General features: G+C 62.1%; 16 protein-coding genes. 13 read left to right on the forward strand and 3 right to left on the reverse strand.

Features of this window, described 5'->3' with window-relative positions; translation table 11 throughout:
- Positions 1-59 precede the first annotated feature (59 nt).
- A complete protein-coding gene (locus J5J83_RS00355) occupies positions 60-677 on the reverse strand; it encodes an HNH endonuclease (RefSeq protein WP_212352673.1) in 618 nt (205 codons plus the stop codon).
- Positions 678-814: 137 nt separating this feature from the next.
- The gene (locus J5J83_RS00360; RefSeq protein ID WP_212343900.1) at positions 815-1357 is read right to left on the reverse strand and encodes an NUDIX hydrolase; all 543 of its coding nucleotides are present in this window, start codon (positions 1355-1357) and stop codon (positions 815-817) included.
- A gap of 182 nt (positions 1358-1539) precedes the next feature.
- Between J5J83_RS00360 and J5J83_RS00365 the strand changes: the two genes are divergently transcribed.
- From J5J83_RS00365 to J5J83_RS00425, 13 genes are all read left to right on the forward strand, one after another.
- Positions 1540-3507, forward strand: a complete 1968-nt coding sequence (locus J5J83_RS00365; RefSeq protein WP_212343902.1) for a diguanylate cyclase — start codon at positions 1540-1542, stop codon at positions 3505-3507.
- 145 nt (positions 3508-3652) lie between these two features.
- Positions 3653-3970 (forward strand): flagellar transcriptional regulator FlhD, encoded by a 318-nt coding sequence (gene flhD, locus J5J83_RS00370; protein ID WP_212343904.1) that lies wholly within the window; start codon positions 3653-3655, stop codon positions 3968-3970.
- Positions 3971-3984: 14 nt separating this feature from the next.
- Positions 3985-4542, forward strand: coding sequence for a flagellar transcriptional regulator FlhC (gene flhC / locus J5J83_RS00375; RefSeq protein WP_212343906.1), 558 nt, complete (start codon positions 3985-3987; stop codon positions 4540-4542).
- A 138-nt stretch (positions 4543-4680) separates the two neighbouring features.
- Positions 4681-5535 (forward strand): flagellar motor stator protein MotA, encoded by an 855-nt coding sequence (gene motA, locus J5J83_RS00380; protein ID WP_212343908.1) that lies wholly within the window; start codon positions 4681-4683, stop codon positions 5533-5535.
- A 73-nt stretch (positions 5536-5608) separates the two neighbouring features.
- The gene (gene motB / locus J5J83_RS00385) at positions 5609-6628 is read left to right on the forward strand and encodes a flagellar motor protein MotB (protein ID WP_212343910.1); all 1020 of its coding nucleotides are present in this window, start codon (positions 5609-5611) and stop codon (positions 6626-6628) included.
- Positions 6629-6685: 57 nt separating this feature from the next.
- Positions 6686-7630 carry a CheR family methyltransferase gene (locus J5J83_RS00390; RefSeq protein WP_212343911.1) on the forward strand — a complete coding sequence of 315 codons (945 nt, stop codon included), beginning with the start codon at positions 6686-6688 and terminating at the stop codon, positions 7628-7630.
- Between the two features lie 9 nt (positions 7631-7639).
- Entirely contained in the window at positions 7640-8248 is a 609-nt protein-coding gene (locus J5J83_RS00395) for a CheB methylesterase domain-containing protein (RefSeq protein WP_212343912.1), read from the forward strand.
- 162 nt (positions 8249-8410) lie between these two features.
- Positions 8411-10087, forward strand: coding sequence for a methyl-accepting chemotaxis protein (locus J5J83_RS00400; RefSeq protein WP_212343913.1), 1677 nt, complete (start codon positions 8411-8413; stop codon positions 10085-10087).
- Between the two features lie 132 nt (positions 10088-10219).
- Positions 10220-11191 carry a chemotaxis protein gene (locus J5J83_RS00405; RefSeq protein WP_212343914.1) on the forward strand — a complete coding sequence of 324 codons (972 nt, stop codon included), beginning with the start codon at positions 10220-10222 and terminating at the stop codon, positions 11189-11191.
- A 10-nt stretch (positions 11192-11201) separates the two neighbouring features.
- Complete coding sequence (locus J5J83_RS00410) at positions 11202-12161, forward strand: chemotaxis protein (RefSeq protein WP_212343917.1); 960 nt, start codon at positions 11202-11204, stop codon at positions 12159-12161.
- A 27-nt stretch (positions 12162-12188) separates the two neighbouring features.
- Positions 12189-12590 carry a chemotaxis response regulator CheY gene (gene cheY / locus J5J83_RS00415; protein ID WP_212343923.1) on the forward strand — a complete coding sequence of 134 codons (402 nt, stop codon included), beginning with the start codon at positions 12189-12191 and terminating at the stop codon, positions 12588-12590.
- Between the two features lie 31 nt (positions 12591-12621).
- Positions 12622-13497, forward strand: coding sequence for a protein phosphatase CheZ (gene cheZ / locus J5J83_RS00420; RefSeq protein WP_212343924.1), 876 nt, complete (start codon positions 12622-12624; stop codon positions 13495-13497).
- A 65-nt stretch (positions 13498-13562) separates the two neighbouring features.
- Positions 13563-15473 (forward strand): chemotaxis protein CheA, encoded by a 1911-nt coding sequence (locus J5J83_RS00425; RefSeq protein WP_212343925.1) that lies wholly within the window; start codon positions 13563-13565, stop codon positions 15471-15473.
- Positions 15474-15535: 62 nt separating this feature from the next.
- On the opposite strand, the gene tal is transcribed toward J5J83_RS00425, so the two are convergent.
- Positions 15536-16615: a transaldolase gene (tal, locus tag J5J83_RS22865; protein WP_249115565.1), complete on the reverse strand. Its 1080-nt coding sequence runs from the start codon at positions 16613-16615 to the stop codon at positions 15536-15538.
- Positions 16616-16632 lie beyond the last annotated feature (17 nt).

A 16632-nucleotide genomic window follows, 5' to 3' on the forward strand; every position in this document is an offset into this window, starting at 1 on the left:
TTGCGAGCCACTTTGGTGCGGTGAAGCAATTCCTGCCCCAAATTGGCGCGAATCGCCCGTCAGCCGACGTCGAGCAGCCGGCTTTGCCGCGGCAAATGGCGGGTGAGAAAGTCCATCTGATCAGCGAGAATATTGCGATTGCACAAGATCAGGTATTCGGCCTTGTTCGGGACGTAGGGTGCATAGAGGAGGGCCATGCGTGCCTGCTCTGGCGTGCGTCCGCTCTTGCGCTGGTTGCAGGGACGGCATGCGGTGACGACATTCATCCAGATGTCGCGCCCGCCGCGAGAAACCGGCATCACGTGGTCGCGGGTGAGCTGGCTGCCGGGAAGGCGATGGCCGCAGTAGGCACACAAGTGGCGGTCGCGGCGGAACAGCTCCCGGTTGTTGAGCGGCGGCACCTTGGTCAGCGCGCCCGGGCGCTGTGCCCGGCCCTTGATCGCAATGATGCTGTGCGTAGTGATCTGCGAGCGTTCTCCGGTGATCCGCGATGTGCCGCCGAGAAAGCGGAAGGAATGCTCGCCGATGCTCCAGGCCACCAGGTCGCGTGCATGATAGTGACACGCGGCCTGCCACGAGATCCAGCGATAGGGCGCGCCGTTGACGTCGAGCGAAAGGATCCACGGATGCTGGCCTTCGTCCTGCATGGCCAATCCGTCCGGTCCCAGCAGCGTCATCCCGTGTTCGAGCAGCACGCGCATCCTCCGTCACCCAGATCAGGCGCACCGCGACGCGGCGCACCACGTGAGTGAATGAAAACAGACAACCGTGCGCAGCGCAAGCAGCACCGCCGGATCACGGGTGTTGCGGGGAATCAGGGCTTTGCGGGAGGGCCGATGCTGCTACGGTGAAACGACCACGACCGGGTGCGGCGATCGTCGAAGAAGTGGCGCAAGGTGAGGGCGATGGTGCGGAACGCGATCTCGTCCCAAGGGATCTCCGTTTCGTCGAACAGCGCCACTTCAAGCGATTCCACGCCCGGACGGAAGTCGAGGTCCAGAAGCCGCGCGCGGTAGACGATATGAACCTGGCTGATATGGGGGACATCGATCAGGGTGTACATCTCGCCAAGTTCGATGCGCGCGCAGGCTTCCTCGAGGGTTTCGCGCGCGGCGGCCTGGGCCGTGGTCTCGTTGTTCTCCATGAAGCCCGCTGGCAGGGTCCATTTGCCGTAGCAAGGCTCGATGGCGCGCTTGCACAGCAATATCCGTTCGCCCCACTCGGGCAGGGCGCCAACCACCAGCTTGGGGTTCTGGTAATGGATCGTGCCGCAACTGTCGCAGACGTGGCGCGGCAAGGCATCTCCCGGTGGTATCCGGAACTCGACCGGTGCGCCGCAATCGGAACAGAACTTCATGATGGAGACTTCCTGAGCAGAGTCCCGGATTCTAACAGCCCGCCACGTTCCGGCCGGACACTGATGGCGTCGCCGCGGCAACGGCGCGGCGGCGTCGATCTTCGCGTTCTTGACACATTGACCAGATGCGGCGATTACCGGTTATGCTTTGAGGTACATAGGATCGACCTGCACGCGTAACCATGCCCCCTCCGATTGACTTTAATCGTTTTGCGCAGCTGAAGGCGACCGGCGATTTGCCGTCGCCACGAGGCGTTGCACTTGCCATCATCCGGATGACGCAGGACGAAGAGGTGTCGGCGTCCGAACTCGCGAGAGTGATCAAGGGCGATCCTGCGTTCGTCGGGCGTATCGTCAAGGCGGCCAACGGCCTGGTCGGCCTGCAGCGACGTGCTGTGGTCTCGGTGCAAGAAGCGCTGATGGTGCTGGGTATGCCGGCGGTACGGACGATGGCACTGGGGTTTTCCTTGCTGTCGAGCTATCGCAAGGGAAGCTGCGCCGGATTCGACTACACCCGCTTCTGGTCGTCATCGCTGGTGATGGCCTTGTCGATGCAGGCGCTCGTCCTGCGATTGCGTATCGTCGCGGCTGACGAGGCGTTTTCGGTGGGCTTGCTGGCGCGCGTTGGCGAGCTTGCCATGGCCACCGTCTATCCGGTCGAGTTCGGTCGTCTGCTGCAGGAAACTCAGCTCGACCCGTCGCGCCGGCTGCTCGATCTCGAGCAGGAGACGCTGGCAATGACGCATCGCGAGCTGGGTGCGGCGATGCTTGCCGATTGGGGGTTGCCTGCCGTGTTCACAGAGCCGGTGCGCTTCTTCGAGCAGACAGATCGTGCCGCATTCGCACCCGAGAGCCGCGAAGCGACGATCATGCAATGTCTGGTGCTGGCGCGCGCGGTGGCAGAAATCTGTCTGGCGGGGGAGCAAGAGCAGCCGGCGCTGATGGCGATGGTGCTCAAGCTTGCTCAGCATTTGGGTTACAGCCGGGATGAATTTGTCGAGGTCTGCGTAGACGTCGGGCGTCAATGGATCGAATGGGGCAAGCTGCTTCAACTCGACACGGTCAGGCTGCCACCGTTCTCAATGCTGGGGGCGGATGCGGCCGCGCAGGGGGAGCATGCAGCCGATGTGCCGATGAATTCCGAGGTTGGTGACCTTGCCCCCTCCGCGGTGCAGGCCGCTGCAGGCATGCGCGTGCTGATCGTGGTGGATGACGCGCAGAGTCGTGAGCATCTGAGGGAAGCGCTCGCCGGCGACGCGTTTCGGTTGTTCGAGATCGGCGCCGGGCAGCAGGTGCTCGAGACCACCATCGAATTGCAGCCGCACATGATGGTGCTCGACTGCGCAGTGTTCGGTGCGGAGAGCGACAAGCTGATTCGTGCGGTGCGGGCCACTCGGATCGGCCGCCGCATGTATATCCTGCTGTTGGCACCGGTCGAGGGCGACGAGCCCCTCGTCGCCGCACTCGAGTCGGGTGCCGATGATTTTGTCCTCAAACCTTTTCGTTCCAGGGTGCTGGCGGCCCGACTGCGGGCCGGGCAACGGGTGGTGCGCTTGCAGCAGGAACTGGAGCGAGACCGTGAGGAGGTTCGGCACTTTGCCGCCGAACTGGCGATTTCAAACCGGCGGCTGCAGGAGGTTGCCCTGACCGATGCGCTGACCGGCTACCCCAATCGGCGCTACGCCATTGACCGCATTCAGCAGGAATGGGTTGCGTCCACCCGCAACCGTCGTCCTTTGTCGTGCATGATCATCGACCTCGACGACTTCAAGCTCATTAACGACACTCATGGTCACGATGTGGGCGACATGGTGCTGCGGCAGGCTGCCGACGCCTTGCGCGACGCCTTGCGGGGGCAGGATGTCATTTGCCGCACCGGCGGGGATGAATTCCTGGTGATCTGCCCCGAGACAGCGATCGATGCCGCGATGGTGTGCGCTGAACGCCTGCGCGAGGCAGTCGATGAACTCGTGATCGACACCGGGGGGCCTTCTATCGATCTGACGGTGAGCATCGGCGTCGCGGTGCGCGATGAAGGCATGGCCGATATCGACGCCCTGATCAAGCAGGCGGACAGGAGTGCCTACCTCGCCAAGGGGCGGGGGCGCAATCGTGTCGCGGCGGTCCAGAGGGTGGTTTCACCGACCTGAAGTGCATCGCATTGCGCCGGGAGGTGGTCTGGTTGTTGCGGAATTGCAACGGTATTGCCCCCCCCGATGAAAGGGGAAAGCTTGCGATTGTTCAGAAATTACTTTAACTTCAAAGCCGCTTGTCCCTGAAAGGGAGTCATTTTTCGTGAAACGCCCCGATTATCAGGCCGAAATACATGAGCTCAATCTCGCTTACCTGATGCTGGCGCAGCAGATGTTGCGCAGCGACCGGGAGACGGCGATGTTCAGGCTGGGTATCGGCGCGGCTTTTGCCGACATGCTTCAGGGGCTTTCCGCTGCGAAACTTGTGCGCATGGCCAACAACCAGATGCTGATTCCGCAGTTTCGTTTCAATGACGAGCAGCTTGGCCGCCTGATGGCGGGCGAAGGTCGGGATCCGGCAACATCCAGTTTGCACGCGGCAATCATCGCTGCGGGCAAGGCCGCGGAAGAAGCAGCCTGAGGAGATGAGAGAAAATGAAGAACAAGAGAATCATCGATGAGGCGGAAGACATCCGCCGCGCTGTCGAAATGGTGCAGCTCGGCGCGCGCATGCAGATGCTTGAGGTCGAGACGAAACTCAGCCGCGAGAAATTGCTGAAGATCTACAAGGAAGTGCGGGGAGCATCGCCACCGAAGGGCATGCTGCCATTTTCGACCGACTGGTTCATGACTTGGCAGCCGAACGTGCATTCGTCGCTGTTCATGGGCTACCACCGCTTCTTCGTGCAGCAGGCCGGCATGAGTGGTCTGGATGCGATTCTGAAGTCCTATCATCTCTATCTCGACCAGATCGAGAGTGACCAGATGGAACCGGTGTTGAGCATTACCCGGGCGTGGACGCTGGTGCGCTTCTTCGACGCGGACCTGCTGCAGTTCGCCGCGTGTACCTGCTGTGGCGGACGCTATGTCGCCCATGCCTATGATCCTTCGCATGCCTACGTGTGCGGTTTGTGCAACATGCCCTCGCGTGCGGGCAAGACCAAGCGTGCGGCGGTACGCAAGACCAAGGTAAGGGACGTCGTCGGCGCCTGATCGACACAATCCCGACCAAGAGGGCTGCCTGGGACTCAGGCAGCCTTTTTTTCGTGCTGCGAATTCAAGTTTTCGCGCGTCCGGACGTTACAATTTTGCAAGTCCGAACGAACAACCGCCCTTTGCCTGGAGTGAGCAGTGTTTCTCATCATTGGCTACGTCATCATTCTCGCTGCGTCGGTGGGTACCTACGCGGTGCACGGCAGCCTGCTTGCGTTGTGGGTTCCGCTCGAGTACATGGCCATTTTCGGCCTGATGATCGGTGGTTTCGTGGCGGGGAACGGGCCCAAGGCGCTCAAGGCGACACTCGGTTCACTCAGCCTGGCGGTCAAGGGGTCGAAATACAATCGTGCGCTCTACGTTGATCTGCTGGCCATGATGTTCGAGATCCTTGCCAAGGTGCGCAAGGAAGGTCTGATGTCGATCGAGAACGACATTGAGAATCCGGACTCGAGTCCGATCTTCTCCAAATACCCGAGCGTGACTTCCGACCATCATGTGGTCGAGTTCCTGTGTGATTACCTGCGCATGATGGTAGGCGGCAACCTCAATGCGTTCGAGATCGAGAACCTGATGGACATGGAGATCGAAACCCACCACCAGGAGGCGCACCAGGCGCCGCACATCGTGTCGAAGGTCGCCGATTCGGTGCCGGCTTTCGGTATCGTGGTTGCGGTGATGGGCGTGGTGAACGTGATGGGCTCGGTCGGAGAGCCCCCTGCCGTGTTGGGCAAGATGATCGGCGGCGCGCTCGTGGGCACCTTTCTCGGTATTCTGGTGTCCTACGGTTTCGTGGCGCCGATCGCGAGCCAGCTCGAACAGAAGGTCGAGGAAGGCGGAAAGATCTATCAGGTCATGAAGGTCGTGCTGCTGTCGAGCATGAACGGCTATGCGCCCCAGGTTGCGGTGGAGTTCGGACGCAAGGTGCTGTACTCGACCGATCGCCCGACCTTCCTGGAACTCGAAGAAGAAATCAAGAGTCGCAAGGGCTGATGCGGGGCATGCACGGAATGCGCAGCGAGTCGTTGATTCATGTCCGGATTGCCGCGCTGGTGGGGGTTGAGTCGTGAGCGACGAGAGTCAGCAGCCAATCATCGTCAAGCGCATCAAGAAGGGCGGCGGTGGCGCGCATGGTGGCGCCTGGAAGATTGCCTACGCCGACTTCGTGACGGCGATGATGGCCTTCTTTTTGCTGATGTGGCTGCTGGGCTCGACCGCGCAAGGCGATCTCGAGGGCATCGCGGACCATTTCCAGAATCCGCTCAAGCTGGCGATGGCCGGGGGTGAGGGGTCGGGCGACAGTTCCAGCATTATCAAGGGCGGGGGCGAAGACCTGTCGCGCAAGGTCGGGCAGGTCAAGCGTGGCGATACCCCGAGCACCCGGGCGATCAACGTCGATGCTGCGAATTCCCATATTCCGGCACCTGACGGTGACCGCGATGGCGAAGAGCTTGCTCTGCGCCAGGAACGCTCGCGGCTGTTGGATCTCAAGGGACGGATCGAGGCCATCATAGAGGCGAACCCGGAGCTGCGTCCGTTCAAGAATCAGATCCTCATGGATATCACCAGTGAAGGGCTGCGAATACAGATCGTCGATGAGCAGAACCGGCCGATGTTCACCTCGGCCAGTGCCGAGCTGCAGCCATACACCCGCGACCTGCTGCGCTCGATCGGGCGCGCGCTCAACGATGTGGAGAATCGCATCAGTCTCTCCGGCCATACCGACGCCTCGCGCTATGCGGGTGGGGATCGAGGCTTTTCCAACTGGGAGTTGTCAAGCAATCGGGCCAATGCCTCGCGGCGCGAGTTGGTTGCCGGCGGGCTGGCGGTGGCGAAGGTGGTGCGCGTGGTCGGGCTGGCCGATACTATTCCGCTCAATGCCAGCGACCCGCTCGATCCCATCAATCGTCGTATCAGTATCATCGTGCTCAACAAGCGCACCGAGGAGAGTATCCGCGGTGAGGGGGGGAATCTCGATGTCAATGCGAGCACACCGCTGGATGTGCCTGCCCTCTCTCGTGGCATTTCGGCAGGGGAGGCGCCGCGAAGCATCGTGCCGCAGATTGCGCCTTCATTGCGACGGTGATGCGATGCAGACGAGTGTGCCGGGGCGTTGGACTGTGAGCGGGGCATTGGGGCGAAAATGACCGACTCCAAGCTCCCGCGTCGCACATTTTCCGCCGCCGGCACGACTGCCCAGGCGCAGGTTCGTCAATTGTCGGCAACCGTTGCCGCCACGCCTTTTGCCCTGTCCGGCCGCGCCGAGCAGCGTGAGTTCGAAATGAGCGCGACGGACTTTGATCGTATCCGCGCGCTGATTTCCCGGTTCGCGGGGATCGTCCTTTCGCCGGCGAAACAGGACATGGTCTACAACCGGCTCGCCGGGCGTTTGAGGCAGGTCGGTGACCGTAATTTCTCACAGTATCTCGATCGCCTGGAACGGGACCGCAACGAGCAGGAGCGCTTCGTCAATGCACTGACGACGAACCTCACGTCGTTCTTTCGTGAAGCCCATCATTTCGAAATCCTGGCGGACCAGTTTCGCAATATCAGGGAGGTCCGGACCATACGCGTCTGGTGCTGTGCGGCGTCGACGGGCGAAGAGCCCTATTCGCTGGCAATGACGGCATGCGAGGCATTCAAGAGCTTGACGCCGCCGGTGCAGATTGTTGCCAGCGATATAGATACGGCCGTTCTGGCGCAGGGCGAGGCCGGCGTCTACCGCCCGGACAGGCTCGAGGCCCTCAGTGCCGAGCGGCGCAGACAGTTCATGGTGACAGACGGTCGCGCGCAGGACGGGGCGATGACGGTTCGTCCCGAATTGCGTCGACTGATCAGCTTTCGCCGCATCAACCTGATGGACAGTACTTGGCCGGTGAGTGGCCCGCTTGATGCCATTTTCTGCCGCAACGTGATGATTTATTTCGATAAACAGACTCAATATGCCATTCTCAGGCGCTTCGCGCCGCTCCTGCGCCCGGACGGACAGCTGTTCGCCGGCCATTCCGAGAGCTTCGCGCACGCCAGCGACATCCTGCGCTCGCGCGGCCGCACGGTCTACGTGCGACTCGATTCGCCGTTGAGCTGAGGCCTGCACATGGTTCTGCCGCCAGCGGCAACGCCCACGACTCCTCACATCTTCATCGGCGCGTCGACTGGCGGGACGGAGGCGATACGGGAGGTTCTGATCGGGTTGCCCGCGAACACCCCGGCGGTGCTGATCGTGCAGCATATGCCGGAGATGTTTACCGCTTCATTCGCCCGCAGGCTCGACGATATCTGCCCGATGCGCGTGAAGGAAGCGAAGCACGACGAGCCGGTGGAGGCGGGGACCGCCTATATTGCGCCGGGGCATTCGCATCTGCGCATCCGTCGGGGCATCAAGGGATATCGTTGCGAGCTGTCGGGGGAGGGGCCGGTCAACCGGCACCGCCCCTCGGTCGATGTGCTGTTTCGCTCCGCTGCGGCTGAACTCGGCGCTGCGGCTATCGGCGTGTTGCTGACGGGCATGGGCAGGGACGGCGCGACGGGACTGCTCGAGATGATGCGTGCGGGGGCGTGGACCATCGCGCAGGATGAAGCGTCTTGCGTGGTCTACGGCATGCCGCGGGAGGCTGCGTTGATCGGCGCCGCGCGCGAGGTGGCGCCCTTGTCGCAGGTGTCCGCGCGTATCCGGGCACGTTTGCTGATGCCGGCGGGGCGCTGACGAAGCGCCTTTGCCCGGTGTTGCGATCGGTTATCGGCATTCGCCGCTGATGGCGCTAAAGTAGTCGCTGTCCCGCGCCGATACATCAGGGCATGGAGTGCGGCCGGCGCGATAGCCGGACCGGCGGAGTGCAAGCGACGCTGATCGCGACGGGAGAGGAAAATGAAGATCTGGTGGGTTTGTCTGATCCTGGGGGCAGTGGCCGGTCTGGGTGGAAGCGCCATCGAGGTGTTCGGTAGCGGAGCGACTTGGGTGATCGTTGCTGGACACGCGGGAGTTGGATTCGCCGTCGCGGCGCTGGCATGGTGGACGTTGCGCAGCAGTTTTGGCGCGCAGCTGGATCAATTTACCGCCGTGCTGAAGAAGACCTACGAGGACGGCGACCTGTCTCGCCGCGCGGCGCTTGTTCAAGGCCCGGCGGCCGAATGCGTCGGGCACTACAACAGGCTCATTGCGAGCTTCCAGGGTATCGTCGGTAAGGTGATCTACGACGCGCAACGGGTCGCGGAGAAGGCCGACCTGCTTTCCGGGCATGCCAGCGGCGTGGCGGAAGGATCGACTGCACAGCGCGTGGCGTCGGAGCAGATGGTGCGTGCAATCGAGGAGATGACGGCCGGTGTGAACGCGATTGCGGGACATGCGACGCAAACGGCGCAGAATGCCCAGGAGGCGCGTGAACTGTCGCTCAAAGGGGTGCAGGTGGTGTCGGAAGCCTCGCTCGAGATCGACAAGATCGCGCTGTCGGTGGAGAAGTCCGCGAGCGTGATTTCGGCGCTGGGCGAGCGTTCGCAGGCGATCAGTGGCATCGTCAAGGTGATTCGCGAGATTGCCGATCAGACCAACCTGCTTGCGCTCAACGCAGCGATCGAGGCCGCGCGGGCCGGCGAGCAGGGGCGAGGCTTCGCCGTCGTGGCGGATGAAGTGCGCAAGCTCGCCGAGCGCACGTCGTCGGCGACCAGCGAAATCAGCGCGGTGATTTCGGCCATACAGGACGAAACCAGCGCAGCGATCGTATCGATTCGCGACGGGAGCGCGCAGGCGCATGCGGGCGCGAGCCTGGCGCGGGAGGCGGCGACTTCGCTCGAGCAGATCAATCGTGGCGCGCAGCAGACCATGGAGCGCATCGACGAGATCGCGGTGTCGATCGCCCAGCAAAGTCGCGAGGCCGACAGCGTGGTGAGCAATGTGCGCCAGATCATGGACATGGTCGAGCGCAATGCAGACGGCGCGGCTCAGACGCTGGGCGAAGCACGCGAACTGGACAGTCTGGCGGTCAACCTGCATGAGATCAGCAACGTCTTCCGTCTGGGCGCCGATGGTGAGCGTGCAATGGATACGCACAAGCGGATGCCGGAAGTCGTGCGTCAGGCCGCGCGCGACATGGGGTGCCTGATGGAAGAAGCGGTTGCTTCGGGGCAGATCTCGATGGAAGCGCTTTTTGACCCGTCGTTGCAGCCGATCCCGAATACGCGCCCGCAAAAATTCAATGCGCGATTCGACAGCTTTACCGACAAAGTCTTTCCACGTGTCCAGGAGGCGGTGTTACAGCGCAACAGCGGCGTCGTGTACGCGATCGGCTGCGATCGCCGTGGCTACGTGCCCACGCACAATGCTCGATTCTCGCAAGCGCTGAGCGGTGACTACGACAAGGATTTCGTTGGCAACCGAACGAAGCGCGTGTTCGACGATCCGGTCGGAAAGCGCTGCGGGGCGCATGAACTGCAGTTCCTTATCCAGACCTATCGGCGTGACACGGGGGAAATCATGCATGACATCTCGGCGCCGATTTACGTGAATGGGCGTCACTGGGGTGGATTCCGCATGGGCTACCAGGCTTGAGGCAGAGGTGGAAGATGAAGGAAAGAACAATTCGCATCAGTTCCTCAAGTCAGGCGGCCACGTGTCGTTACAATAGTAGTGTATTGCCGATCGTGCCGATCGTGCAGATTGCCGTAGCCCGCGGAGAATGAAATGTCGGACTTACTGAAGAATATCGATGCCCGCACGCGTCTCGCGGGGACAAACAAGCTGGAGATTCTCCTGTTTACGCTCGGGACGGATCAGCGCACCGGAAAGCGCGAGACCTTTGGCATCAATGTGTTCAAGGTTCGAGAGGTGATGCGCACGCCAAAGATCACCGCTGCGCCGGAGATGCCCGATACCGTCGAGGGCATGGTCAGCTTGCGCGGCGTGCTCGTTCCGGTGGTCGACCTGGCGCGCTACGTTGCGGTGGCTGCGGACACGCCGCGGGACATCATGATCGTGACCGAATACAACGGCCATACGCAGGGTTTCCTGGTCGAGGCAGTCGATACCATCCTGCGTCTGGACTGGTCGCAGATGCGCGTTCCGCCCGACATGCTGACCGCGAACATGGGCGGCCTGGTGACTGCGGTGACCGAGCTGCCGGACGGCAGGTTGGTGATGTTGCTTGACGTGGAAAAGGTGTTGTCCGAGACCACAAGATACGACGACAGCCACATGTTCAAGGATATCAAGCCGATCTCCGACGGTGGCAAGCATACGGTGCTGTTCGCCGACGATTCGTCGGTTGCGCGCAAGCAGATCAGCCAGACGCTTGATATGCTCGGCGTTCCCTATATCTCGACGATCAACGGACGCAAGGCCTGGGATGAGCTCAAGATGCTCGCCAGTCAGGCCGATGCGGCAGGACACCGTGTGTGCGACGTGATCAGCCTGATCTTGACCGACGTCGAGATGCCGGAGATGGACGGCTATATCCTGACCCGGCACATCAAGTCGGATCCGCGTTTCGAGGGGGTGCCGGTGGTGATGCACTCATCGCTTTCCGGCATGTCCAACCAACAACTCGGCAAGTCCGTAGGGGTCGACGAGTATGTCGCCAAGTTCGAACCGCAGCGGCTGGCGGAAACCCTGCGGCGGCTGATCAGCCGTCATGCGGCGATGCTGGCCGGAAAGTGAGGAAGAGACCATGTTGAGTCTGGATCAAAAGGAAGACACCGCGCTGCTCGACTCGATCGATGGCCGCACCATGCTGGCCGGTTCCAACCGGATGGAGATCCTGCTGTTTTCGCTCGGTACGAGCGAGACTTTCGGCATCAATGTATTCAAGGTACGCGAGGTGTCAACGACGCCCTTCATCACCAAGGCGCCCAACATGCCGCGGGGTGTCGAGGGGCTGATCTCACTGCGCGGGAACGTGATTCCGGTGCTGTCGCTGTCCCATGTCCTCGGCTTGTCACAGTCGGGAGACCCGCTCGGCGGGTCGATGATGGTGACTGAATACAGCAAGCGAACGCTCGGTTTTCTGGTCAACGAGGTGGATCGCATCATCCGCGTTGAATGGGACAAAGTGCGCACGCCCGACAATGTCTCCTCGCACAGCCACAGTTTCATCACTGCGATCACCGAGTTGCCGGACGGCAAGCTGGTATCGATCCTGGACGTGGAGACTATCCTTGCCAATACCTTCGGTGAGGCCGTGGTCGGTAATATCGCGCCCTTGCACGGTGGTTCGAGCATCAACGTCTTCTTCGTCGACGACTCCGCGGTCGCGCGGCGCAAGATTGCCGAGGTGCTCGACCGACTGGGCGTTGGGCACAAGCATGCACAGAACGGTCTTGAAGCGTGGACGCGCCTGCAGGGCATGGCAACGCATGCGCAGCAGATGGGGCGCCACGTCAGCGACGAGATCGATCTCATCATGGTCGACGCCGAGATGCCCGAAATGGACGGCTACGTGCTGACGCGCAATATCAAGAGCGACTCGCGTTTTGACGGTATTCCGGTGGTGATGCACTCCTCCCTGTCATCGGATGCGAACCGCGCCATGGGGAAACGGGTCGGGGTCGATTCATACGTGGCAAAATTCGACGCAGATGTTCTCGCTGAAACCTTGCGCCCGCTGCTGCAACGCGCGAGCCACGGTTGATCGGGAACGGGCTCAACGGAGAATGAGATGGCTGATCCAAAATTGAAATTTCTGGTCGTGGATGATTTCTCGACCATGCGCCGCATCGTGCGCAACCTGCTGAAGGAACTGGGCTACACCAATGTCGATGAGGCCGAGGACGGTGTGGCGGCGCTGCAAAAGCTAGGCTCCGCGCCTTTCGACTTCGTCGTCACCGACTGGAACATGCCGAACATGGATGGTCTGACCTTGCTGCAGACCATCCGTCGCACGCCGCAACTCAAGCACCTCCCCGTGTTGATGATCACGGCCGAGGCGAAGAAGGAAAACATCATTGCGGCTGCGCAAGCCGGCGCGAATGGCTACATCGTCAAGCCTTTCACTGCGGCAACCCTGGCCGAAAAGCTGGAAAAGATCTTCGAGAAGCTCGGCAAGAGCGCAGCAGTCTGAGCTGGCGGGAAACAGATAGGGGAGCCAGAAAATGGCGAAGCGAAACAAGATTGACGATGTGAGCGATTCGGACGAACTGCAGGCATTGTTCGACAGCATCGCGTCAACCCAGAGTGAGCCCGAGCCGATTGCCCAGCGTCCGGCACCGGCGGCTGCTCCGGCCGCGCCGTCCGCGGGATCGGGGTCTGAGGATAGCGACGAATTGCAGGCGCTGTTCGATTCGGTGGTGGCTGAGTTCGATCAACCCGACGATGCCGCGTCGGCTTCGGCCGAGGGGGCAGAGGAAGCCAAGGGCGAAACGTCGCCAGAGGCAGTGTTCAATCGTATCGGTCAGATGACGCGCAAGGTGCATGACACCCTGCGCGAACTGGGCTTCGACAGCGCGCTGAAGGAAGTTGTAGAGGCGATGCCCGATGCTCGCCAGCGCCTGACCTACATCGCGCAGATGACCGAGCAGGCGGCCAGCCGCGTGCTCAATGCAACCGATATCGCGCAGCCGATCCAGAACAGGCTCGATAGCGATGCGGCCGCCCTGCGTGCGAAGTGGGATCGTCTGTATGCGAATGAGCTCTCGGTCGAGGAGTTCAAGGCGCTTGCCGGCGAGACCCGCGGTTTTCTCGGGGTGGTCTCCGAGCGCAGCCGCGAGACCAATGCGCAATTGCTCGAGATCATGATGGCGCAGGATTTTCAGGACCTGACCGGGCAAGTCATCAAGAAGGTGGTCGAGATGGCGCAGACGCTCGAGGAGCAGCTCTTGCAGGTGCTGCTCGAAGTGGCGCCGGCGGACAAACGCAGTGAAAAACATACCGGACTGATGAACGGGCCGGTCGTAAGCAGCGAGGGGCGGGATGACGTGGTCACCAGCCAGGGGCAGGTCGATGATCTCCTCGAAAGCCTCGGTTTCTGATCTGCTCGTCAGCCGGACGGACCCGTGCCGTCGATCGGGCTTGAAAGTGAATGGAGCGTACCGCGATGAGTGACTTTGCCGGAATGGAAGATCTGCTGCAGGACTTCCTGGTCGAGGCCGGGGACCTGCTGTCGGGTGTCGACAACAAACTGGTCGACCTGGAGCGGTTTCCCGATGACCGCAACCTGCTGAACGATATCTTTCGCGGGTTCCATACCATCAAGGGGGGCGCAGGCTTTCTCAATGCCGCCGAGCTGGTGACACTCTGTCATCTGACCGAGAACCTGTTCGACAAACTGCGCAATGGAGAGCTGGCGGTAAGCAGCGAGATGATGGACGTCATCCTTGAGGCCACGGGCGCGGTGCGCGAGATGTTCAACCATCTCGAGCATGGCACGCAACCCCATGCGGCCGACCCGGGCTTGATCGATGCACTGAAGCGGGCGATCGCGGGTGAGGCATTGGCCCCGGCTGGCGCAAAACCGGAAAAGCCGGCGTCCGCGGCGGAGCCCAAGACCGAGCCTGCCGCGGGGGCGTCCGGTGGCAAGGCGCACGAGCCGGACTGGAATCTGCTGTACGGCGCCGTTGCCGTGCTGCCCAAGGCGTCGGCCGACGCCTCGACAGCGGAGATTGTGCCCGCGCAGCCAGCGGAGGATCCGGAAGAGGTGATCAATCGCGCAGTCGGACGCCGCGCGGTGGACAGACCGGGGGCATCCGGCCCCGTCGGGCGTCGTGAGGGCGAGCGCCAGCGCGACAATTCGATTCGGGTCGATACTGCGCGCCTCGATCAGGTGCTCAACCTGTCGGGTGAAATCGGACTGACAAAGAACCGCCTCAATGCATTGCGCAGCGACATCCTGAGCGGGCGCAATGACACCGAGACGCTTCATGCACTCGACCAGGCGGTGAGTCAGCTCGACCTGCTCGTGTCGGACTTGCAGAATGCGGTGATGAAGACGCGGATGCAGCCGATCGGGCGGCTGTTCCAGAAATATCCGCGCATTGCACGCGATCTTGCGCGCAATCTGGGCAAGGACGTCGAGCTGGTACTGTCGGGCGAGGAAACCGAGATCGACAAGACCATGATCGAGGACTTGTCCGACCCGATCATCCACCTCATTCGAAACGCCGTCGATCATGGTGTCGAAGAGGGGGCGGAGCGGCGTGCGAATGGCAAACCGGAGAAGTCGGAAGTCCGGCTCGAAGCACGGCAGGAAGGCGATCATATCGTGATCCTGATCTCGGACGACGGTCGCGGCATGAGCCCGGAGAAGTTGCGTGCCAAGGCGTTGCAGAAGGGCCTCATCACCGATGAGGAAGCCAACACCATGGATGAGCGGCAGAGCTACAACCTGATCTTTCTGCCCGGCTTCTCGCTCGCGGCAAAGGTCTCGGATGTGTCCGGGCGTGGTGTGGGCATGGACGTGGTGCGAACCAACATCCAGAAGCTCAACGGATCCATCGACATCCGCTCATCGATGGGCAAGGGCACGACCTTCACCATCAGCCTGCCGCTGACCCTTGCAATCCTCCCGGTCCTGCTGGTGCGTCTGGGCGAGCAACCGTTTGCCGTGCCGCTGTCGATGGTGCGCGAGATCCTGCCGATCGATCTCAGTGCGGTGCAGGAGGTCGGCGGACGCGCGACCATGGTGGTCCGCGGTGAGGTGCTGCCCATTCTGCCGCTCGCCGGTCTGCTGGGCTGGACGCAGGAGCGGGTCCCGGAGTACGGCGTCCTGATGCAGACGGCCGAACTGTCGTTCATTCTTGCCATCGACAGTTTTGCCGGACGCGAGGATGCCGTGATCAAGTCGCTGGACGACTTCCGTCCCAAGGGGGTGGCGGGTGTGACGACGCTGTCCAATGGTCAGATCGTGCTGATTCTCGACATGAAGGAAGTGCTCGGCGCCGCTGGAGAACAGCGCGGCGTGGCACGCTCCGCGCTGATCAACGCGAAGTCCGTTCCGGCACTTGCCTGATCGGGGCGCCTCGCGCCGGTCGAGGCGCGAGGCGGTGCTCTGCATGCCTCACCTCGACCGGCTCAGTCGGCAGTCAGCTCCAGCAGTTTTGCGAATGCTTCCTTGAACTGAAGCAATCCGTCTGCCTGCAGTTTTTCGCCGACCGCATTCATGTCGATGCCCAGCCCCGCCAGCCCGTCCAGCGTCGCTTGTGCCTGCCCGACGTCGAGTTCGAGCGTGTTTGCCACCTTGCCATGGTCGCGCAGCGCATCGAGCGTCGCGTCGGGCAGGGTGTTGACGGTGTCGGGGCCGATCAGCGGCTCGACGTAGAGCAGATCGCTGTAGGCCGGGTTCTTGGTGCCGGTACTCGCCCACAGCATGTATTGCGGCCGTGCGCCGGCCGACTGCAGGCTGGCGAAGGCCGGACCGTGAAAGCGCGCACGATAGCGTTGATAGGCAAGCCGTGCAGTGGCCACCGCCGCCTTGCCACGCAGGGCCAAGGCATCGCCGCCGAGTTCGTCCAGTTGCTTGTCGATCAGGCTGTCCACGCGCGACAGGAACAGACTGGCCACCGACATGATCGCAGCGACATCTCCGCCGGCTTCCCTGCGCTTTTCCAGTCCTTGCACATACGCGGCGGCGACCGCATCCACATGAGCGAGCGAGAACATCAAGGTGACGTTGACGCTGACCCCGGCGGCGATCAGCTGTTCGATGGCGACAAGGCCGGCCGAGGTCGCCGGCACCTTGATCAGCAAGTTGGCGCGGCCCACGGCGTCCTTGAGCCGTAGCCCCGCCGCTACCGTGGCGGCTGCATCGTCGGCGAGCTCGGGCGACACCTCCAGGCTGACGTAGCCCATCTTGCCGCCGCTCTGCGCATGCAGCGGCAGCAACAGGTCGCAGGCGCGTTGCACGTCGGGAATCACCAGTTGCTCGTAGCGGGACTCGGCACTCAGGGATTGACGCTTGAGTGCGGCGAGATCGTCTTCGTAATATCGCCCGCCTGCAATGGCCTTGTAGAAGATGGCCGGGTTCGTGGTAACGCCGGCGACGCCGTCGTCGGCAACGAAACGGGCCAGATGTCCTTCGTTGAGCAGCGTGCGGGAGAGATTGTCGAGCCAGATTTGCTGACCCTGTTCGCGGACTTGCAGCAGCGGATTCATTTGAGCGGGTGGCGGGT

Origin of the sequence: Azoarcus sp. L1K30 (genome assembly GCF_018122735.1) — a bacterium.
In the GTDB taxonomy this organism is placed as follows: domain Bacteria; phylum Pseudomonadota; class Gammaproteobacteria; order Burkholderiales; family Rhodocyclaceae; genus Parazoarcus.

Coding starts and splice junctions, on each gene's coding strand:
- cheZ (WP_212343924.1), top strand. CDS start 12,622: ATGGCGAAGCGAAACAAGATTGACGATGTGAGCGATTCGGACGAACTG.
- J5J83_RS00400 (WP_212343913.1), top strand. CDS start 8,411: ATGAAGATCTGGTGGGTTTGTCTGATCCTGGGGGCAGTGGCCGGTCTG.
- J5J83_RS00365 (WP_212343902.1), top strand. CDS start 1,540: ATGCCCCCTCCGATTGACTTTAATCGTTTTGCGCAGCTGAAGGCGACC.
- J5J83_RS00390 (WP_212343911.1), top strand. CDS start 6,686: ATGACCGACTCCAAGCTCCCGCGTCGCACATTTTCCGCCGCCGGCACG.
- J5J83_RS00405 (WP_212343914.1), top strand. CDS start 10,220: ATGTCGGACTTACTGAAGAATATCGATGCCCGCACGCGTCTCGCGGGG.
- J5J83_RS00425 (WP_212343925.1), top strand. CDS start 13,563: ATGAGTGACTTTGCCGGAATGGAAGATCTGCTGCAGGACTTCCTGGTC.
- tal (WP_249115565.1), bottom strand. CDS start 16,615: ATGAATCCGCTGCTGCAAGTCCGCGAACAGGGTCAGCAAATCTGGCTC.
- J5J83_RS00355 (WP_212352673.1), bottom strand. CDS start 677: ATGACGCTGCTGGGACCGGACGGATTGGCCATGCAGGACGAAGGCCAG.
- cheY (WP_212343923.1), top strand. CDS start 12,189: ATGGCTGATCCAAAATTGAAATTTCTGGTCGTGGATGATTTCTCGACC.
- J5J83_RS00360 (WP_212343900.1), bottom strand. CDS start 1,357: ATGAAGTTCTGTTCCGATTGCGGCGCACCGGTCGAGTTCCGGATACCA.
- J5J83_RS00395 (WP_212343912.1), top strand. CDS start 7,640: ATGGTTCTGCCGCCAGCGGCAACGCCCACGACTCCTCACATCTTCATC.
- flhC (WP_212343906.1), top strand. CDS start 3,985: ATGAAGAACAAGAGAATCATCGATGAGGCGGAAGACATCCGCCGCGCT.
- J5J83_RS00410 (WP_212343917.1), top strand. CDS start 11,202: ATGTTGAGTCTGGATCAAAAGGAAGACACCGCGCTGCTCGACTCGATC.